Raw genomic sequence first — 20427 nt, 5'->3', positions numbered from 1 at the left:
CTTTAAGTTATTGATTAATAGACAATTACACATATACTTACGTCTCGAAAAGGTTGGGCTCCATGATGTTTCCTGAATAAGGATTGCGCCCGAAGTGCCTGTAGGCCAGTTCGGTGACCATGCGACCTCGTGGCGTGCGCTTGATGAAACCTTCCATGATGAGGAATGGCTCATAGACTTCCTCTACGGTGCCAGCATCCTCACCAATGGCTGTGGCGATGGTGGTGATACCCACAGGACCACCTTTGAACTTGTCGATGATGGTGAGCAGTATCTTGTTGTCTATCTCGTCAAGTCCATACTTATCAATATTCAGGGCCGTCAGTGCCACACGTGAAATCTTCGTATCGATGGCACCATTGCCCTTCACCTGGGCAAAGTCGCGCACACGGCGCAACAGGGCATTGGCAATACGTGGCGTTCCACGACTGCGACCTGCAATCTCCATAGCGGCATCCTCCGTGATGGGCACACCCAGGATATTCGATGAGCGCTCTATAATCTTGCTAAGTGTCTCAGGATCATAGTATTCCAAGTGCATATTGATACCGAAACGGGCACGGAGAGGCGCCGTGAGCAGTCCGCTACGGGTGGTGGCTCCTACGAGCGTGAAGGGGTTCAAGTCAATCTGGATGGAACGAGCCGAAGGGCCCTTATCTATCATGATATCAATACGATAGTCCTCCATCGCGCTGTAGAGATACTCCTCCACAACAGGCGACAGGCGATGGATCTCGTCGATGAACAGCACGTCACGCGGCTCCAGCGAGGTAAGGATACCTGCCAGGTCGCCCGGCTTGTCAAGCACAGGTCCACTCGTTATCTTGAACCCTACACCTAATTCATTGGCAATGATATTACTGAGCGTGGTCTTTCCCAGTCCGGGGGGACCGTGCAGCAGAGTGTGATCCAGCGGTTCACCACGATACTTGGCCGCTTCAACAAACACCTCCAGATTCTCTACAATCTTTTGCTGTCCGCTGAAGTCGCCAAATCGCAGTGGGCGCAAGGCATTCTCAAAATCCTTCTCGCCACTACCGGCAAACCGCTCTTCGCGTATGTCAAAATCTTCGTCCATTGCCAATTTTTCGGCAAAGATACGAAATGTTTTCGATATAGCCAATAAAATTGGTATATTTATCACCATCACGGAGATAAACACTAAAGACCGAGACCATCCCGGAAGATAGCCTCGGTCTTTAACTGTGATTCGTAGTCGTCCTGGATTTCATCCCAGTAATCATCGATTTCCTGTCGTGAGTAGTCATACTTCTCCAGCCATAGCCAGTCGTACTCGGCAGTAGCCTTCTGCTCATAGACAGCCATCCCCGGATGCCCCATCCTTCGCCACGTCTGGTCTATCCTGCGCCCCAGAAGCTGACAGAGATCCTCGGACACCACCCAGCTCAACCGTACCCACTCGGGGTTGAACCAGACGCAAAGCCAGTCGTCGTAGTCTTTGCTGGCCACCAGCTGCAGACCTAACCGCCACACCCTGATAGCCCACCACGGATGTCCAGACTCGGCACACAGACTGCCAAGTCTCAGTGCCACCTGCGCCTTCCTGCGACAACTCTCCGCACAACGGATAGGATGGATTTCACGATTAACCAACTGGCGCAACAGTTGCGCTTCCAGATGCGTCACGCATCCATCGGGCATGCATCGGCACACCCATTCTCCATAAAATCTTTTTCGCATAGTTGTGTAACAATAAGTCAAAAGAGCAACCCATCACCAACCTCATCAGAGGCGGTGTTGGTCACATCGCGTATTGTTACGAAAGTTGTGGGAGTCTATTTCATACGGCTGCAAAGTTAGTCATTTTATACTAACCACCAAAATATTTAGTCGAAATTTCGGAATACAAATGCTTAATTCACGAACTTTTTGTAATTTTGCAAACGAAAATACAAATCAGAAAGATGATATTAAACTATGATGTGATAGTGATTGGCGGAGGTCATGCTGGCTGTGAGGCCGCATGTGCAGCAGCAAATATGGGTGCAAAGACACTGCTGGTCACGATGGATATGAACAAAATCGGGCAGATGTCGTGTAACCCTGCCGTTGGCGGTATTGCCAAGGGACAGATAGTGCGCGAGATTGATGCCCTGGGCGGACAGATGGGACGGGTGACCGATGCCACAGCCATCCAGTTTCGTATGCTCAATGTAGGTAAGGGACCCGCCGTATGGAGTCCTCGAGCCCAATGCGACAGAGGTAAGTTTATCTGGAAATGGCGCGAAACCATCGATCATACCGAGAACCTGGATGTATGGCAGGATCAGGTAGATGAACTGATGGTTGAGGATGCTACGAGTGCTGCGGCTGAGTCGCAGCCAACCAAACGTGCCGTTGGCGTGCGCACCATATGGGGAGCCGAGATACATGCCAAGAGTGTGGTGATTACGGCCGGCACCTTCCTCAACGGCTTGATGCATATAGGCCGAAAGATGGTGAAGGGCGGACGTATTGCAGAACCTGCAGCCGAACGGCTCACGGAGAGCATCACCCAGCACGGCATCCGCTCAAACCGCATGAAGACGGGTACACCCGTGCGTCTGGACAAGCGCAGCATCGACTTCTCGAAATTGCGCCAGCAGGACGGCGAACAGCGCCCTTACCGCTTTTCGTATTATCCCGGAAAGTCCGGATTTTCCGGCACATTACCCCAACTGCCATGCTGGGAGTGCTATACCAACCCTGACGTTCACGAGATGCTACGCTCAGGATTGGCGGATTCACCGCTATACAATGGACAGATTCAATCGATAGGACCACGTTACTGTCCGTCGATAGAAACAAAACTGGTAACCTTCCCTGACCGCGAACAGCATCTGCTATTCCTGGAACCAGAAGGCGCTGAAACCAACGAAATGTACTTGAACGGTTTCTCGTCTTCACTTCCAATGGATGTGCAGATAGAAGCCCTTCACAAGATATCAGGTCTGGAACATGCCAAGGTGTATCGTCCCGGATATGCCATAGAATACGATTTCTTCGACCCCACCCAACTGAGACATACGTTGGAATCGAAGATAATTGAAGGCCTCTTCTTTGCTGGTCAGGTAAACGGTACCACAGGCTATGAAGAAGCCGCAGGACAGGGTCTGGTGGCAGGCGTTAACGCTGCATTGAAGTGCGTTGGAACCGAAGAATTTGTGATGCGCCGTGATGAATCATATATCGGTGTATTGATAGACGATCTGGTGACGAAGGGTGTTGACGAGCCTTATCGCATGTTCACCTCACGTGCCGAGTATCGCATCCTGTTGCGCCAGGATGATGCCGATGCGCGCCTGACGGAACGTGCTTACGAGATAGGATTAGTCAAAAAAGACCGATTCGACTGGTGGATGCAGAAAAAACAGGCTATCGAAGAAATCGTGGAATTTTGCAAGAACTTCCCGATAAAAGCCAAGGAAATTAATCCTGCGCTGGAAAAACTGGGTACTACCCCACTCCAGTTTGGCGTGAAGTTGGAAGACCTCATAGCACGTCCACAACTGAATTTCCAGAACCTGATGCCTATTATCCCACAATTACGCGAATTCATCGACAAATTGCCTAATCGCAAGGAAGAAATAGCCGAAGCTGCCGAAATACGCATTAAATATAAAGGATACATAGAGCGCGAAAAACTGGTAGCAGAAAAGATGCACCGTTTGGAGAATATCAAAATCAAAGGCCATTTTGATTATAACAGTATCCAGTCGCTCTCCACAGAATGCAGACAGAAACTAACGGCCATAGATCCCGAAACATTGGCACAGGCCAGTCGTATTCCAGGCGTTAGCCCCAGCGACATCAACGTGCTGCTGGTGCTCATGGGACGATAAGTTTCACGTGAAACATTTTAGATTGTGTAACATATATAACTAGCTGAAAATGAACAACAAGGTATTACTGGACAATCTGCGTTGCATACCTGATTTTCCAAAAAAGGGAATTAATTTCCGTGACGTAACAACGCTCTACAAGAACGGTTACTGTATGCAAATCATGCTCGACGAGTTGTATGAACTCTACAAAGACAAAGGTATCACCAAGATTGTTGGTATCGAGAGTCGTGGTTTTGTGATGGCCTCTGCCCTAGCCGGCCGATTGGGTTGCGGCGTTGTTTTGGCTCGTAAACCAGGAAAATTGCCTGCAACGGTGATTAAGGAGTCGTTTTCTAAAGAATATGGCGTAGATACCATTGAAATGCACCTTGATTCCATCGAACCAGACGACGTCGTGCTGATTCACGACGACCTGCTTGCTACCGGTGGCACCGCAAAGGCTGCCTACAAACTGGTGCAGCATTTCAACCCGAAGAAGGTGTACATGAACTTCATCATTGAAATCACGGATGAAGGATTACATGGGCGCGACCTGTTTGACGGCATCGAACTGACCACCCTGCTAACTATCTAAGACGAACTAAAAGCACCCTCCAAAGACGGAGGGTGTATTTGTTTCACGTGAAACAAGAATTTGCGAAACACCTTTAAATAAAGGCTATGACGAAAGAAGAGAACGAAAAACGGTTGACGTACTTGAAGGGCATCGTGGCACGTTTGCCAGAGAAGCCAGGTAGCTACCAATTCTATGATGACGAGCATACTATTATATATGTAGGCAAGGCCAAGAGTCTGAAAGCCCGTGTTTCGTCCTATTTCCACACCGAAGTAGATCGTTTTAAGACAAAAGTACTGGTTTCCAAGATACACGACATCTCATACACGGTGGTAAATACGGAAGAAGATGCCCTACTCCTGGAAAATTCACTCATCAAGAAATACAACCCCAGATATAATGTTTTGCTGAAAGACGGTAAAACATACCCCAGTATCTGCGTCACCAACGAACCCTTTCCGCGCATTTTCAAGACACGTACCATCAACAAGAAATGGGGCACGTACTACGGTCCCTACTCCCATATCGGTTCAATGTACGCCGTATTGGAGCTCATCAATAAGCTCTACAAGCCCCGTACATGTCGCCAACCCATCACAAAAGAGGGTATTTCAGCCAAAAAATACCAGGTTTGCCTGGAATATCACATCAAAAACTGCTATGGTCCTTGCGTAGCCAAACAGTCGTATGAGGACTACCAGGAAAATATCCGTCAGGCACGGGAGATACTGAAGGGTAACACCCGCCAGATTCTACGCGAGATGCGTGAGGAAATGGAGCGTCTGGCAGAGAATTTGGAGTTTGAAAAAGCGGAGGAAATCAAGCAGAAATACCTCTTGATTGACTCATTTGTGAGCAAGAGTGAGGTAGTAAGCCATACCATCAACAACGTGGATGTGGTATCTATCACCAGCGATGAAAAAACCGCGTATATCAACTACATACACGTATCCAACGGCAGTATCAACCAGTCGTTTACCATAGAATACAAGAAGAAAATGGACGAAACCGACGAGGAACTGCTGCAACTGGGTATCGTAGAACTGCGGGAGCGCTTCAAGAGCGACGCCAAAGAGGTGATTGTACCCATAGAAATACCCGAGATCTCAGAAAATATCACCTTTACCGTGCCACAGAGAGGTGATAAAAAGACCCTGCTAGACCTGTCTATCATGAACGGAAAACAGTATAAATTCGACCGTCTGAAGCAGGCCGAAAAACTGAATCCTGAGCAGAAACAGGTGCGCCTGATGAAGGAGCTACAAGAGAAATTGGGTTTGCCCAAGATGCCCTACCAGATAGAATGTTTCGACAACTCCAACATCTCGGGCACGGATGCCGTGGCCGCTTGCGTGGTCTTCAAAAGCATGAAGCCCAGTAAGAAAGACTACAAGAAATACAATATCAAAACGGTGGTAGGACCCGACGATTATGCCTCAATGAAAGAGGTAGTACACCGTCGTTACAGCAGACTTTTGGAAGAGGAAGAGCCCCTACCCGACCTCATCGTGGCCGATGGTGGCAAAGGACAGATGGAGGTGATCCGGGAGGTGATTCAGGACGAACTGAACCTGGACATTCCCATTGCAGGACTGGCCAAGGATAACCGTCACCGCACCAACGAACTGCTCTACGGCTTCCCGCCACGCGTCATTGGACTGAAGACAGATTCCGAACTATTCCACGTCCTCACCCAATTGCAGGACGAGGTGCATCGCTTCGCCATCACTTTCCATCGAGAGAAGCGTTCTAAGCGCGCTTTAGAGTCAGAGCTTGACAACATCAAGGGCGTGGGTCCCAAAACGCGTGACGAGCTTCTAAATGGCCTTAAATCGGTTAAGAGAATCAGTGAGGCAAACCTCGACACGCTCACCGACATCGTAGGCGCTGCCAAAGCCAAAATCGTCTACGACTATTTCCACGAAGAGAAAGGCCGAGTTGCTGATAGCAAATAGGCGTTTTACTGTTAGTAATCAGGCATAGAAAAAATGTGGTCATTTGGTCAAGGTCATTTGGTCAAAATCGAAAACAGACTGTCAAAATCGGCACTATATATAAATAATAAATTATTTATATATAGTGAGCAATGACCGCGTTCCCGAAATCGATTTTGACCAAATGACCTTGACCAAATGACCACAAAATAGAGTATCAAAATTTGGAAATATCAACTAATTATCGTATCTTTGCCGAAAAATCAAAAACATGCGAGCAGTCATACAACGCGTAACCTACGCCAGCGTCACCATCAACGGCACCGTAAAATCGGCCATCCAGCAGGGATTCCTCATCCTATTAGGCGTCTGCGATGAAGACACCATGGAGGATGTAGACTGGCTGGTGAAGAAGATAGCCAATCTGCGGGTGTTTGGCGACGAGAACGACGTGATGAACCGCTCTATTCTGGACGTGCAGGGCGAGGCGCTGGTAGTCAGTCAGTTCACGCTCTATGCCAGTTACAAGAAAGGCAACCGTCCCTCGTGGTTCCGTGCCGGCTCTCACGAGCACTCTATCCCACTCTACGAGGCCTTCTGCCGCGATTTATCGGACGCCATAGGCAAACCTGTAGGCACAGGTGAATTCGGCGCTGATATGAAGGTAGAATTGCTTAACGACGGTCCCGTGACTATCTGCATGGACACCAAGAATAAGGAGTAGACCCTCCCATTCCCCTCCCTGAATGGAGGGGAGTAATTAGATAAGAAAATGACAATACAAGAAGCACAAAATACGGTAGATGAATGGATTAAGGCGTACGGCGTGCGCTATTTCTCGGAGTTGACCAACATGGCCGTGCTGACCGAGGAAGTGGGCGAACTGGCCCGCGTGATCAGTCGTCGCTATGGCGAACAGTCGTGGAAAGCGTCAGACCCCCGAAAGGCCGACAACGGAAAGGCTGCCCTGGGTGAAGAGATGGCTGACGTGCTGTGGGTATTGCTCTGTCTGGCCAACCAAACAGGCATCAATTTGACCGAAGAGCTCCAGAAATCCATCGAGAAAAAGACGAAAAGAGACGCAAAAAGACATCTCTCCAACCCCAAATTAAAGTAACTTTTAAATATAATAACTATGGCAGAAATGAGTAAGATTGAGCAAGTGCTCAGCAAGTACAACCTCGACATTACCGACGAGGAAGTAAAGGATGCAGTGAAGAAGATCATTGCCGAGAAAGTGCACGAAAACGATACCCCAGAGGTGAAGAAATTCCTGATGGGAAGCGTGGAACTTACCACCCTGAAGACCACCGACAGCGATACATCCGTACTGGCATTCACCGAGAAGGTCAACCAGTTTGAAGAGGCCTACCCTGACCTGCCCCACGTAGCCACCATCTGCGTCTACCCTAAGTTTGCCAAGGTGGTCAGCGAGACCTTGGAGGTAGAAGGCGTAGAAGTAGCCTGCGTATCAGGCAGTTTCCCCTCATCTCAGAGCCTTATTGAGGTAAAGACTGTAGAGACCTCTATGGCCATCAAGGACGGTGCTACAGAGATTGATATCGTGATGCCCGTGGGACAGTTCCTGGAGGGTGACTACGAGACCGTGGTAGACGAGATTCAGCAGCAGAAAGAAGCCTGCGGCGAGCACGATATGAAGGTGATTCTGGAGACAGGTTGTCTGAAGACCGCCAAGAACATCAAGATTGCCTCTATCCTGTCGATGTATGCCGGTGGCGACTATATCAAGACCTCTACGGGTAAGTTGGAACCAGCTGCTACGCCAGAGGCTGCCTACGTGATGTGTCAGGCTATCAAGGAATATTACGAACAGACCGGCGTACAGATTGGTTTTAAGCCCGCTGGAGGACTCAACAGCGTGATGGACGCACTGATTTACTATACCATCGTGAAAGAGGTTCTGGGCGAGAAATGGCTCACCAACAAATGGTTCCGCATGGGTACCAGCCGCCTGGCCAACCTGCTGCTCAGCGAGGTTATAGGCAAAGAAGTCAAGTTCTTCTAAACCGAAGGAAGGGAATAGTGAATAGTGAAAAGTGAAAAATTTGCTACCGCGATGGTCTCTAATTTGAGATTTGCGGTAGCAAATTTTTCGTTTTTCACTTTACCTTTTACCCTTACTTCCAGAGTTCTTCCACGGCGTTTACCTCGCCCGTTCCGGCACTGATACGTCCTACCGTATCATCACTGCCGATAGCCAGCAGCACGAAGAGTGCAAAGCACAGCGAAGTGAGCACCAGCTTGGTGGTACTCTTGCGACGTCGCTCTACCCTATCCACATCCTTAAATGCCAGTGAATGAACAATATAGATGTACGTGAAACCAGCCATGATAGCCAGCAGATAAGCCAGTACATCAGAAGGATCGTAGGTGCCATGCATGATGCCAAGACCCTGGAGGAACTCGTGAGGAATGCAGATAAACGGCATTACCAGGACGAACATCCAACAGTCTTTTATCTTGAAATTCCAGAAGCAGGCTATCAGGATACTGTAGGCAAACAGCCAGGCGCCATCGGGCAGGTTATAGAGTATCCAACTGGGCACGCGAGCAGGGTTATGCTGCAATTCCTCCAGGTAATCCAACAAACCGAAAACCTTGAAGAAATGAAACATCTTCAGGGTGTCGGGACGGAAAGAGATATACATCAGACCGCACATCAGCACACACATGAATGCGATGCCTATCGTGCCGATTTTTAACCATGTCCGCTTGCTGAACGACTTCATAACATTGTTTTACTTATTACGACGAATCACGTAGTCCAGATAGGCCTTCAGCGCATCGCGAATGGCCGTATCGCTAACGGATTCATCCAGATATTTCAGGGCTTCCTGATGGAAATCCTCCATGCGTTTCTCGGCGTATTCTATACCACCAGAACGCTTGGTAAACTCCACCAAAACGGCAATTTCATCGGTATTGATAGTGCGTGCCTTCACCTTTCTGGCCAGGTTCATCATTGCCTCATACTGAGGATTATTGTTGAGGGCGTAGATCACGGGCAGGGTCAGTTTACCCTCGGCCATATCGTTGCCCGTAGGCTTTCCTATCTCCTTGGAATCGTAATAATCAAAGATATCATCACGAATCTGGAACATGATACCCAGGTTCTGACCGAAGAGCTTGGCTTTCTCCACCTCCTCGTCAGAAGCGCCTGCAGAAAGGGCTCCAATGGCTGCACACGACTCGAATAAAACGGCTGTTTTCTGCTTGATCACATCATAGTAGATGTCCTCTGATATCTCCGTATTACTGATGTTCCACAGCTGAAGCAACTCGCCAGAAGCCAGCGTGCGGCCCAACTGTGCCAGGTTGCTGATAATGCGCTGGTTATTTGTGTGAGACACATAGAGCAAGGCCGTAGAAAGGATGAAATCTCCCACCAGCACGGCTGCATTATTACTATAGGTGGCATTCACCGAAGCCTGTCCGCGACGCTCCTCACTCTCATCCACCACATCATCGTGAACCAGAGAAGCCGTATGGAGCAGTTCCAGACCGATAGCCGCATTCTGTGTCTCGGCTGTCACACCACCATAATTCTTTGCAATAAGCAGGGTTAGGATTGGACGCATACGCTTACCACCTCGCTGACGGATATGAGTCAACATCTCAGACAACAGATGGTCGCCGTGGGTCAACGACTCCTTGAAAAGGGCTGTAAACTCATTAAATTCTTGGTCAATTGGTTGTTTGATAAGCGATAATTGGTCCATTTTTTATATTTTTGCTACAAAATTACAGAAAATATCCATATATTGCCAAATTTTTTAGTAATTTTACACGAAAATTCTGAAATAATTATGGAGAAACTATTTTTGCTCGACGCCTACGCCCTTATATACAGGTCGTATTACGCATTTATCAAAAACCCCAGAATCAATTCCAAGGGGCTCAACACGTCAGCTATCATAGGTTTTGTCAACACGCTCCAGGAGGTTATCGAAAAGGAGCAACCCAAATACTTAGGTGTGGCCTTTGACCCTCATGGACCCACCTTCCGTAGCGACAAGTTTCCTGCATACAAAGCACAGCGTGAAGCCACGCCGGAGGATATCAAGAAAGCCGTTCCCATCATCAAGGATCTGCTGGCTGCCTATCGTATTCCCGTACTGCAAGTAGATGGTTTTGAGGCCGATGACGTTATCGGAACACTGGCAAAAAAGGCTGATTCCATCGATGGTGTGCAGACATTTATGCTCACGCCCGATAAGGATTATGGCCAGTTGGTCACAGACAAGGTGAGCATCTACCGTCCTCGTCATGGAGGCGGTTATGAGGTGATGGGTCCCAAGGAGGTGTGTGATAAATATGGTATCACTACCCCACTCCAGGTCATCGACCTCCTGGCACTGATGGGCGACTCGGCAGACAACTTCCCCGGTTGTCCGGGTGTGGGAGAGAAGACGGCCACCAAACTCATCAACGACTTCAATTCGGTTGATGAACTGCTGCAGCGAACGGAGGAACTGAAGGGTGCTCTTAAGAAAAAGGTGGAGGAACATGTGGAGGATATCCGTATGTCATATTTCCTTGCAACCATCTGCACCGAGGTTCCCATTGAACTCAACCTGGACGATCTGACACTGCAGTCACCTGATGAGGAAAAACTGACTGCTCTCTTCACCGAACTGGAATTCAAGGCTCTGACTAACAGGGTTCTTAAAAAAGTTGAAAAGAAGCCAAAAACTGATAATACACAGCTCGATTTGTTTGCAGAATTTGCGCCCAACGATGCAGGTGACTCAAAATTTTCGAGTTTTGAGACCCTTAAAACGGTGGCTCACGAGTACAAACTCGTTGAAAATGAGGATGAAATGCAACAAATTCGTGACTATTTCTTAACAAAAGAATTTCTCGTTCTAGACACGGAGACCACTTCAACCTCGGCCATCAACGCAGAATTGGTGGGTTTGAGCTTCTCGGTAGAGGAACACAAGGCCTTTTATGTGCCCATTCCTGCCAATCGTGAAGAAGCGTTGCGAATTGTTAATATCTTTAAACCGCTTTATGAAAACCCCAAAATCTTAAAGATTGGGCAAAATCTGAAGTACGACCTCGAGGTGTTAAGAAATTATGATGTGCATCTCGACGGTCCGATGTGGGACACAATGATTGCTCATTATCTCATCCAACCCGAACTGCGTCACAACATGGACTATATGGCCGAGGTGTATCTGAACTATCAGACCATTCATATTGATGAACTGATAGGGGCGAAGGGTAAGAACCAGAAATCCATGCGCGACCTCCCACCCTCTCAGGTCTATGAGTATGCTTGTGAGGATGCCGACATCACGTTGCAGTTGAAAAACAAACTGGAACCTGAACTCAAGAAGCACGAGTGTGAGGACCTCTTCTATCAGATAGAGATGCCGCTGATGCCTGTCTTGGCTGAGATGGAGATGAACGGCGTGTGCCTGGATACGGAGTCGCTCAGCGAGACGTCAAGGATTTTGACGGAGCGAATGAATGAGATAGAGAAACGTATCTACGAACTTGCAGGAGAGGCATTCAACATAGCATCACCTAAACAGGTAGGTGAAATCTTGTTTGACAAACTCAAGATTGTGGAGAAGGCCAAGAAGACCAAGACGGGGCAGTATGTCACCAGCGAAGAGGTGCTCCAGCAACTGAAGAACAAGCACGAAATCGTGTCTGACATATTGGAACACAGAGGTTTAAAGAAACTGATAGGTACCTATGTGGAGGCACTTCCCAAACTGATTAACCCTCGCACAGGACATATCCATACGTCGTTTAATCAGACCATCACGGCTACGGGCCGACTTTCGTCGTCTGACCCCAACCTCCAGAATATTCCTATTCGCGGTGAGGACGGCAAGGAGATTCGCAAGGCTTTCATTCCTGAACCAGGATGTTTGTTTTTTTCAGCAGACTACAGTCAGATTGAACTGCGTGTGATGGCTCACTTGTCGCAAGATGAAAACATGCTGCATGTGTTCCAGGATGGCAAGGATCTGCATGCTGCCACCGCTGCCAATATCTACAAGAAACCGATTGAAGAGGTAACGCGCGATGAGCGTACCAAGTCAAAACGGGCCAACTTCGGTATCATCTATGGCATCACTGTCTTTGGTCTGGCTGAACGTCTGGATATCCCTCGAGAAGAGGCTAAGATGCTGATTGACGGCTACTTCCAGACCTTCCCGCAGGTTCACGACTATATGGAACAATCGAAGGAGATTGCCCGCAAACAGGGCTACGTCACTACCCTCTTCGGTCGTCGTCGCTATCTGCCGGATATCAACTCACAGAACGCTACCGTACGTGGCTTTGCCGAGCGTAATGCCATCAATGCCCCGATTCAGGGCACTGCTGCCGATATCATCAAGGTAGCTATGATACATATCTATCAGCGATTCAAGGCCGAGGGTATCCGTTCGAAGATGATTCTGCAGGTACACGACGAACTCAACTTCTCCGTCTATCCTGAGGAAAAGGAGCTGGTAGAACGAATCGTTCTGGAAGAGATGCAACATGCCTTCCCACTCAGCGTGCCCCTTGTGGCCGACTCTGGTTTTGGAAACAACTGGCTTGAGGCCCATTAAAAGAATTAGCGCGTTAGGCATTCCTAACGCGCTAATTACTTATATATCAAGCTACTGGGATATACGACAGTCCACCCAGCGACCCGTGTTTCACGATGCAGAGCATACTGTGGTTGATCTCGTCAATCATCTGATTCAGTTTCTGACACATATAGGGTGTGATAGCCTCTTTTCTGCCATAGGTAAAGAGACGGCGCTCGGCCTTTTCCAAGTGACCGTGGTTCCACACCTCTACAGCCTCCCATTCACCGTGTTCCTTGTCATTGACGGCCGTCGACCACTTGTCATGAGGCAGTCCCTCGGCATCAAGGCGTGCCTTGAACTTATGACCCTGAAACAAACCAACCACCTCTCCTATTAGTCTGCGCTTGGAGGAGCGAAACGATATCTTGGTCTTAGAGGCCTTATTCTGTACCATATTCGCATTATACTCCTCATAGTAAAGATAGCCGTCAATATTGCCTTTGACATAGTCAACGGTCAATTTCATCCTGTGGGTATCACTCTTAAAGAAATAATGCCATTTTCCATCCTTCAAACCGTTCAGGAAACTGCCCTCAGCCTCGTTACGAAAGGCTTTTCCATAAGGACTGATAGATGATAACTGATAACGAAAGGGACCATCAAATACGCGCATCCCCTCATCATCCAGATAATAAGAGTAAAAAGACTGGCCTCCGTGGTATGGTCCGTCATAATAATGATGTGCCTGCGAATAATGTCTAAAATAATCCTGAAATCTCAATCTTAGTTTCTTAAGCTGATTCATAGCATTTGTTGTTGGATTTAATATCCGTCGTCACCCGGACGATTTCATAGTCGATTTAATATGGTGCAAAGGTAAGAATAAAAAACGGAAAAATCGAATAACTTTTCTAAAGTATTCGACGAAAGGAACAATTGTTCAGACCATAAGTAGAAAACAACGAAGTTTTTTGTATCTTTAACTTCAACGAAAGTACTCACGCTCGAGAAAACTCAAAATTCTTTTGGTTTTCTGCTCACTTAATCGTACCTTTGCACCCAGTTTATAAACGTTTATAAAAGAAAATGGCATTAAAATGTGGTATTGTGGGACTGCCTAACGTCGGCAAGTCCACACTTTTCAATTGTCTGTCGAGCGCTAAGGCACAGGCAGCAAACTTCCCTTTCTGTACGATTGAGCCCAACGTGGGCGTGATTACCGTACCCGATGAACGACTGACCAAACTGGCCGAGATAGTACACCCTGGACGTATCGTTCCTGCTACCTGTGAAATCGTGGATATCGCAGGTCTGGTAAAGGGCGCTTCCAAAGGTGAAGGTCTTGGCAACAAGTTCCTTGGCAATATCCGCGAGACGGATGCTATCATCCACGTGCTGCGCTGCTTTGAGGACGAAAATATCACCCATGTAGATGGTAGTATCGACCCCATACGCGACAAGGAAATCATCGACACCGAGCTACAGCTAAAGGACCTCGAGACCATCGACTCCCGTCTGGCTAAGACGGAGAAGGCTGCTGCCGCCGGCAATAAGGACGCCAAGGTGGAAGTAACTGTACTGAAGGCATATAAAGAGGTATTGGAACAGGGTAAGAACGCCCGTATCGTGGAGTTCGACAGTAAAGAAGAGCAGGACTGCGCCCGCAACCTCTTCCTCCTGACCTCAAAGCCCGTGCTCTACGTTTGCAATGTGGGCGAGGCTGATGCCAAGAGTGGCAACGACTTCACCAAGAAGGTGGAGGCACTGGCTAAGGAAGAAGGGGCCGAGGCTATGGTCATCGCCGCTAAGACCGAAGAGGATATCGCCGAACTCGAGAGCTACGAGGACAAGCAGATGTTCCTCGAGGAACTGGGCTTGGAGGAGAGCGGTGTGAACCGTCTGATCAAGAAGGCCTATGCCCTGCTGAACCTTGAGACCTTTATCACCGCTGGCGAGATGGAAGTGAAGGCCTGGACCTACAAGAAGGGCTGGAAGGCTCCTCAGTGTGCTGGTGTCATCCACACCGACTTCGAGAAAGGCTTTATCCGTGCAGAGGTCATCAAGTACGAAGACTACCTGAAATACGGCTCTGAGGCTGCTGTTCGCGAGGCTGGTAAGATGGGCGTAGAGGGTAAGGACTACGTGGTGCAGGATGGTGATATCATGCACTTCAGATTCAATGTCTAGGCTAGTTTTTACTTGTCAGACTAGCCGAACTAGTTAAAACTAGAGAAAAATATGAATATCCTCAGTTATATTCTCTGGAACCCTTCGCTTGAAGCCTTCAGCATCGGCCCGTTCAGCATCCGCTGGTACTCGCTGATGTGGCTCATCGGATTGGCACTGGCCTATCTGATGGTGCGCTGGCTGTATAAGAAGCAGGGCATCCCCAACGAGAAATTTGAACCCCTGTTCATCTATTGCTTCATGGGCATCCTGATAGGTGCCCGTCTGGGACATTGTATCTTCTATCAGCCCGACTACTTCCTTACTTCGTGGAAGGGCGTCATAGAGATGTTCCTGCCTATCCATATTGATGCCGCAGGTGGTTGGAAAATGACAGGTTATCAAGGACTTGCATCACATGGAGGTACGCTGGGACTGATCATCACTCTCCTACTCTATGTGCGCCGTTTCAAGGTGCCTGCATGGGTTGTGCTCGACAATATCGCTATTGCCACAGGTATCACAGCCTGTTGCATCCGCATTGGCAACCTGATGAACTCAGAAATCGTAGGAAAGATTACCGACGAGAGTCTGCCTTGGGCCTTCTGGTTTGTCCAGAACGACGGTCCCCATCAAGTGGTTCTTCGCCATCCTGGTCAGCTCTACGAAGCCATCGCCTATGCCCTACTCTTCGGGCTGATGTTCTGGCTCTACAAGAAGATGCCGCAACGCGTAGGCACCGGCTTCTATTTCGGCCTCTGCCTGGCTTATATCTTCACCTTCCGCTTCTTCATCGAGTACTTCAAGGAGGTGCAGGAAGCCTTCGAGCAGGGCCTTCCCTTCGATATGGGACAGATACTCTCTATTCCCTTTATTGCAATAGGCGTCTATTGCATGATAAAATCCAGAAACAAAGCTTCTGCCTAATCTGTTGTACAATAAATAAAAAATAGTCTCAGGTCATTTTCCTGAGACTATTTTTTTGATATCGTTTAGTTTGTTAAGGGCTTCAAGCGGCGTGAGGTTGTTCACGTCTATGCCGAGGATTTCGTCACGCACCTGACAAAGCACGGGGTCGTCGAGTTGGAAGAAAGAGAGTTGCATACCCTCACGACTGTTGGCGATTTCCGAGGTAGGCTTCCCTACCCCACCCACCTGGGCATTCTCGCTCTCCAGCTGCTTCAGAATGACGTTGGCACGCTTTACAATTGAGCGCGGCATACCAGCAATTTCGGCCACATGGATACCAAAGGAATGCTCAGAGCCACCACGCTCCAGTTTGCGCAGGAAGATAACCTTTCCATCCACCTCCTTCACAGAGACATTATAGTTCTTGATGCGAGAAAAGTTCTTCTCCATCTCGTTGAGCTCGTGATAGTGCGTAGCAAAAAGTGTGCGCGGATGCCCCTTCGAGTTCTCGTGCAGATATTCCACGATGGCCCAGGCTATCGAGATACCATCATAGGTTGACGTTCCCCTACCCAACTCATCAAAGAGCACCAGCGAGCGCGACGACACGTTGTTCAGGATATTTGAGGCCTCCGTCATCTCCACCATAAAGGTTGACTCACCCAGCGAGATATTATCCGAAGCGCCCACACGGGTAAAAATCTTATCCACTAGACCGATTCTCGCGGCTTCTGCGGGCACAAAGCAACCTATCTGGGCCAGCAATACAATGAGTGCCGTCTGACGCAACAGCGCCGATTTACCAGCCATATTAGGACCTGTGATGATGATAATCTGTTGTTTCTCGTTATCCAGCAGAATATCATTGGGCACATAATGTTCCTCTATGGGCAGTTCCTTTTCAATCACAGGATGGCGTCCCTGCTTGATATCAATGACCTCCGAGGCATCTATCACCGGACGGATATAGTTGTTTTCCTCTGCCACCTTTGCAAACGACAGCAGACAGTCCAGATGGGCAATGATATTGGCATTGATCTGAATCTGAGGGATAAAAGCCTGCATATCCATAATCAGGTCATTAAAGAGGCGGGCCTCCAACGAGAGAATCTTATCCTCTGCGCCCAGAATCTTCTCCTCATACTCCTTCAATTCCTGCGTGATATAACGCTCAGCCTGGGCCAGCGTCTGCTTGCGCACCCATTCTGCCGGCACCTGATCCTTATAGATATTGCGCACCTCCAGATAATAGCCAAACACATTATTATAACCTATCTTCAGCGAAGAAATACCAGTCTGTTCAGCCTCCCGCTGCTGTATCTGCAGCAGATAATCCTTTCCGCTGTAAGCAATATTCCGCAGTTCGTCGAGCTCTTCATTCACCCCACTACGAATCACGCCACCTTTTTGTACCAGCTGAGGAGGATCGTTCTGTATCTCGCGCTCAATCCTTTCACGAAGACTCTCGCAAAGATTCAACTGTTCCCCTACCCTTTTCAACGCTGCGTTATCAGCATAGAGACATGCCGTCTTGATGGGCTGGATAGCTTGCAGGGCCGTCTTCAGCTGCACCACCTCACGAGGCGATACACGTCCCACGGCCACCTTAGACACAATACGTTCCAGGTCGCCAATACGATGAATCTCCTCATCCACACACTGACGGAACTCAGGCTCACGATAATAGTAATCTACAATATCCAGACGTTCGTTGATAGGCTTTTCATCTTTGAGTGGAAATACTACCCAGCGACGCAGCAAACGACCTCCCATAGGACTCACCGTGCGGTCAATCACGTCGAGCAGCGACTTACCGTCCTCCTGCATGGGCTGTATCAACTCCAGAGAGCGGATAGTAAACTTATCCAGACGTACGTACTTATCTTCCTCGATACGCGAGATAGACGTGATATGTCCTATCTGCGTGTGCTGTGTCTGCTCCAGGTATTGCAGGATAGCACCAGCAGCTATCACACCACTCTGCAGATGATCTACGCCAAAGCCTTTCAGGTTCTTCACACGGAAATGCTTCAGCAGTTTCTGACGAGCCGTCTGATCCGTAAACACCCAGTCGTCTAATTGGAATGTAAAGAACTTTGAGCCAAATTTCAGTTCAAAGTCCTGCTTCTTTCCTCGTTCGAAAAGCACCTCTTTTGGCGAGAAGCTGCCCAACAGTTTCTCCACATAATCTGCTGTACCCTCGCCCGTCAGGAATTCACCCGTAGAGATATCGAGGAAAGCCACGCCAAGCGATGATTTTCCGAAGTGCACGCTGGCCAGGAAGTTATTCTCCTTGTAGTTCAGCACGTTATCAGAGAGAGCCACACCAGGCGTCACCAGTTCCGTGATGCCTCGCTTCACCAGTTTCTTCGTCAGTTTAGGATCTTCCAACTGGTCGCAGATAGCCACGCGCTTGCCAGCCCTGATAAGTTTAGGCAAATAGGTATCCAGGGCATGATGAGGGAATCCAGCCATCTCGTCGCCCTTACCCCCTGCCCCATTGTTACGATGAGTCAGCGTGATACCCAGGATACGAGCAGCTGTGACGGCATCTTCGCAGTAAGTCTCATAGAAGTCGCCACACCTGAACAGCATCACTGCATCCGGGTGTTTCGCCTTCAAGTCAAAAAACTGCTTCATCATTGGGGTCAGTTCCCCATCCTTCTTTGCCATAGTCTTCTAAATTTAAAACAGATGCAAAGGTACGATTAAGTGAGCAGAAAACCAAAAGAATTTTGAGTTTTCTCGAGCGTGAGTACCTTAGACCAAAGGTCAGAGGTATAAAAAAAACAAGACACTCCCAAACAGAAGTGCCTCGTTTTACTATTTTTAATCTAATTCCTTACTTCACAATGAACTTTTTGCCGTCCTTGATGTAAAGACCACGACTCATTGTCTGTACACGCTGACCAGCCAGGTTGTAGATAGCACCATTCTTCTTTGCAGCGCTGATAGTATTGACACCAGCAGGAGCATCAGCTGTCTTCACAAACTCTGTCAGATAAATCTGATTGGTAGTTTTATAAACGCAACCCATACCTGACAATGTATAGGTTGCACCAAGCTCCATATTCTTAGTGTCAACACTGAACTGATTATAAACTGCCAGTTTTACTCCACCTACATTGAAATAAAGATTCTTTCCATTAATGCTGTCATACTGAGCACTCTCAATCTTAATAGGAGCATTCAAGTAATTGCCAAGCTGGTCAACAGAAATTGTGGTATAGTTTACAGCGTTGTTTTCAGATTTAACACGAACAACCATACTCTCTACCTTAAACTCAGGCAGTTTGTTGTAGCGATAAGCAGTACCCCAAATAGCATCAAAGCCCTGCTCATGACCATAATCCATTGTAATCTTATCACCAGCCTTCAGTTTCTGCTCATCATTGCCAAAAACAGATGCCTTACCAAAGAACAGCATATGATTTGTACCATCGCTTAGGTAAGTATAATTTCCATTAGCATAAGTAACAAGTGTCTCACCAGATTTAAACTCACCATCAACCAGATCACCCATCCAGAAGCTGGCCAGCTCACCGCCATTATCCCACTTCTCATTGCTACTGTTCAGGTCTTTTACCAATTCAGCAAAAACTACATAGCCCTTGTAGAGCTTCAGTGTATAGCTCTTGGCACTAGCCTTATAGTTATCGTTACCAGCATAAGTTGCTGTAATTGTCACACTACCCTGAGAACCATTTACGGGCTTTATAACACCATCCACGATAGGAGCAATTTCCTCATTGCTGCTAGCCCATGTCACAGTAGCGCCTACTACAGCTGTCTCACCTGCCATCACCGTGGCTTCAGGCAGAGCAACAGTTTCGTCCTTACCAGGTGTGCAACGGGTTGTGTAACCTTCAGCAAATTCGATGCTGGTTGCTGTCTTTGTTTCTGGTGTAGAACCTGCACCATCCCAAACAATAGTAATCTTGTCAACATAGATGGCATCTTTAGTTGAACGCAATCCGACGAAAGTATAATCACCATCAACTGTCAGTGTCATGCTTTCACCATTAGATGCAATAGTACCAAGTTTCGTACCTGCATTATCACCATAAAGATCTGAAGCTGCTGTATAAGCAGTATTGCTGCCATATATGTCAATACTACGATCTGTTGTCGCTTTATTGAAAGTAATCGTCACAGACTTCAATTTTCCACCAGAAGATGTAGTGACAATACCTGCATTATTATTCTTTGTGCGCAACTGGATATATTTATCAGCACCAGAAGAGGCATTACCAGAATATACTGCATTAGAAGTAATAGTCTTTTCACTGAAATCCTGATAAGTATTACTCTTTCCAGCTTCCAATAATTTATCCCATGTCAGCTCATCAATAACATCTGCTGCACTGACATTCATACCCATCATAGCCAATAAGGCCACGAACGAAAAGCGTAAAATTTTATTCATAAGCATTTGAAATTTAAGTTAATATGTTTCG

The 20427-nt window shown here is 47.9% G+C and carries 16 protein-coding genes; 9 read left to right on the top strand and 7 right to left on the bottom strand.

The genetic code is table 11. From position 1 onward, the window contains the following. Positions 1-37: 37 nt before the first annotated feature. Together ruvB and L6468_RS00120 are read right to left on the bottom strand one after the other, a co-directional pair. On the bottom strand, positions 38-1078 hold the full coding sequence (gene ruvB, locus L6468_RS00125) for a Holliday junction branch migration DNA helicase RuvB (RefSeq protein ID WP_091817744.1): 1041 nt from the start codon (positions 1076-1078) through the stop codon (positions 38-40). Between the two features lie 83 nt (positions 1079-1161). After that, the gene (locus L6468_RS00120; protein ID WP_091817742.1) at positions 1162-1701 is read right to left on the bottom strand and encodes a hypothetical protein; all 540 of its coding nucleotides are present in this window, start codon (positions 1699-1701) and stop codon (positions 1162-1164) included. A 224-nt stretch (positions 1702-1925) separates the two neighbouring features. Here L6468_RS00120 and mnmG point away from each other — a divergent pair, with 224 nt between their 5' ends. From mnmG to deoC, 6 genes are all read left to right on the top strand, one after another. Then, positions 1926-3842, top strand: coding sequence for a tRNA uridine-5-carboxymethylaminomethyl(34) synthesis enzyme MnmG (mnmG, locus tag L6468_RS00115; RefSeq protein ID WP_237793942.1), 1917 nt, complete (start codon positions 1926-1928; stop codon positions 3840-3842). A gap of 49 nt (positions 3843-3891) precedes the next feature. Next, positions 3892-4419 carry an adenine phosphoribosyltransferase gene (locus L6468_RS00110; RefSeq protein ID WP_091817737.1) on the top strand — a complete coding sequence of 176 codons (528 nt, stop codon included), beginning with the start codon at positions 3892-3894 and terminating at the stop codon, positions 4417-4419. Positions 4420-4505: 86 nt separating this feature from the next. Beyond that, the gene (gene uvrC, locus L6468_RS00105; RefSeq protein WP_237793940.1) at positions 4506-6356 is read left to right on the top strand and encodes an excinuclease ABC subunit UvrC; all 1851 of its coding nucleotides are present in this window, start codon (positions 4506-4508) and stop codon (positions 6354-6356) included. Between the two features lie 250 nt (positions 6357-6606). Beyond that, on the top strand, positions 6607-7059 hold the full coding sequence (gene dtd / locus L6468_RS00100) for a D-aminoacyl-tRNA deacylase (RefSeq protein WP_237793938.1): 453 nt from the start codon (positions 6607-6609) through the stop codon (positions 7057-7059). Positions 7060-7107: 48 nt separating this feature from the next. Further along, positions 7108-7452, top strand: a complete 345-nt coding sequence (locus L6468_RS00095) for a nucleotide pyrophosphohydrolase (protein WP_091853332.1) — start codon at positions 7108-7110, stop codon at positions 7450-7452. Positions 7453-7479: 27 nt separating this feature from the next. Beyond that, entirely contained in the window at positions 7480-8361 is an 882-nt protein-coding gene (deoC, locus tag L6468_RS00090; protein WP_431356524.1) for a deoxyribose-phosphate aldolase, read from the top strand. Positions 8362-8473: 112 nt separating this feature from the next. On the opposite strand, the gene L6468_RS00085 is transcribed toward deoC, so the two are convergent. Continuing rightward, entirely contained in the window at positions 8474-9085 is a 612-nt protein-coding gene (locus L6468_RS00085; RefSeq protein ID WP_237793929.1) for a hypothetical protein, read from the bottom strand. 9 nt (positions 9086-9094) lie between these two features. Further along, on the bottom strand, positions 9095-10075 hold the full coding sequence (locus L6468_RS00080) for a polyprenyl synthetase family protein (RefSeq protein WP_091853337.1): 981 nt from the start codon (positions 10073-10075) through the stop codon (positions 9095-9097). Between the two features lie 87 nt (positions 10076-10162). On the opposite strand from L6468_RS00080, the gene polA reads away from it, so the two are divergent. Then, positions 10163-12931, top strand: coding sequence for a DNA polymerase I (gene polA / locus L6468_RS00075; protein ID WP_237793927.1), 2769 nt, complete (start codon positions 10163-10165; stop codon positions 12929-12931). Between the two features lie 46 nt (positions 12932-12977). Here polA and L6468_RS00070 read toward each other — a convergent pair whose 3' ends face one another. Beyond that, entirely contained in the window at positions 12978-13700 is a 723-nt protein-coding gene (locus L6468_RS00070) for a hypothetical protein (protein WP_237793925.1), read from the bottom strand. Positions 13701-13981: 281 nt separating this feature from the next. Here L6468_RS00070 and ychF point away from each other — a divergent pair, with 281 nt between their 5' ends. After that, positions 13982-15082: a redox-regulated ATPase YchF gene (gene ychF, locus L6468_RS00065; RefSeq protein WP_091853341.1), complete on the top strand. Its 1101-nt coding sequence runs from the start codon at positions 13982-13984 to the stop codon at positions 15080-15082. A gap of 51 nt (positions 15083-15133) precedes the next feature. Then, positions 15134-15988, top strand: coding sequence for a prolipoprotein diacylglyceryl transferase (gene lgt, locus L6468_RS00060; protein WP_237793923.1), 855 nt, complete (start codon positions 15134-15136; stop codon positions 15986-15988). 33 nt (positions 15989-16021) lie between these two features. On the opposite strand, the gene mutS is transcribed toward lgt, so the two are convergent. Both mutS and L6468_RS00050 read right to left on the bottom strand, forming a co-directional pair. Then, positions 16022-18643, bottom strand: coding sequence for a DNA mismatch repair protein MutS (gene mutS, locus L6468_RS00055; RefSeq protein ID WP_237793914.1), 2622 nt, complete (start codon positions 18641-18643; stop codon positions 16022-16024). 169 nt (positions 18644-18812) lie between these two features. Then, positions 18813-20396: a hypothetical protein gene (locus L6468_RS00050; RefSeq protein WP_237793912.1), complete on the bottom strand. Its 1584-nt coding sequence runs from the start codon at positions 20394-20396 to the stop codon at positions 18813-18815. Between the last annotated feature and the right edge of the window lie 31 nt (positions 20397-20427).

The sequence above is a fragment of the Prevotella communis genome (genome assembly GCF_022024115.1).
Lineage (GTDB): Bacteria > Bacteroidota > Bacteroidia > Bacteroidales > Bacteroidaceae > Prevotella > Prevotella communis.
Note: the sequence above shows the minus strand (reverse complement) of the source record. Positions and strands in the feature narration are given on the sequence as shown.

Excerpts from the sequence above, each read along its gene's own strand:
- lgt (WP_237793923.1), top strand. The coding sequence starts at position 15,134 with ATGAATATCCTCAGTTATATTCTCTGGAACCCTTCGCTTGAAGCCTTC.
- ruvB (WP_091817744.1), bottom strand. The coding sequence starts at position 1,078 with ATGGACGAAGATTTTGACATACGCGAAGAGCGGTTTGCCGGTAGTGGC.
- L6468_RS00110 (WP_091817737.1), top strand. The coding sequence starts at position 3,892 with ATGAACAACAAGGTATTACTGGACAATCTGCGTTGCATACCTGATTTT.
- mutS (WP_237793914.1), bottom strand. The coding sequence starts at position 18,643 with ATGGCAAAGAAGGATGGGGAACTGACCCCAATGATGAAGCAGTTTTTT.
- uvrC (WP_237793940.1), top strand. The coding sequence starts at position 4,506 with ATGACGAAAGAAGAGAACGAAAAACGGTTGACGTACTTGAAGGGCATC.
- dtd (WP_237793938.1), top strand. The coding sequence starts at position 6,607 with ATGCGAGCAGTCATACAACGCGTAACCTACGCCAGCGTCACCATCAAC.
- L6468_RS00080 (WP_091853337.1), bottom strand. The coding sequence starts at position 10,075 with ATGGACCAATTATCGCTTATCAAACAACCAATTGACCAAGAATTTAAT.
- L6468_RS00070 (WP_237793925.1), bottom strand. The coding sequence starts at position 13,700 with ATGAATCAGCTTAAGAAACTAAGATTGAGATTTCAGGATTATTTTAGA.
- L6468_RS00050 (WP_237793912.1), bottom strand. The coding sequence starts at position 20,396 with ATGAATAAAATTTTACGCTTTTCGTTCGTGGCCTTATTGGCTATGATG.
- L6468_RS00120 (WP_091817742.1), bottom strand. The coding sequence starts at position 1,701 with ATGCGAAAAAGATTTTATGGAGAATGGGTGTGCCGATGCATGCCCGAT.
- mnmG (WP_237793942.1), top strand. The coding sequence starts at position 1,926 with ATGATATTAAACTATGATGTGATAGTGATTGGCGGAGGTCATGCTGGC.
- L6468_RS00085 (WP_237793929.1), bottom strand. The coding sequence starts at position 9,085 with ATGAAGTCGTTCAGCAAGCGGACATGGTTAAAAATCGGCACGATAGGC.
- polA (WP_237793927.1), top strand. The coding sequence starts at position 10,163 with ATGGAGAAACTATTTTTGCTCGACGCCTACGCCCTTATATACAGGTCG.
- L6468_RS00095 (WP_091853332.1), top strand. The coding sequence starts at position 7,108 with ATGACAATACAAGAAGCACAAAATACGGTAGATGAATGGATTAAGGCG.
- deoC (WP_431356524.1), top strand. The coding sequence starts at position 7,480 with ATGAGTAAGATTGAGCAAGTGCTCAGCAAGTACAACCTCGACATTACC.
- ychF (WP_091853341.1), top strand. The coding sequence starts at position 13,982 with ATGGCATTAAAATGTGGTATTGTGGGACTGCCTAACGTCGGCAAGTCC.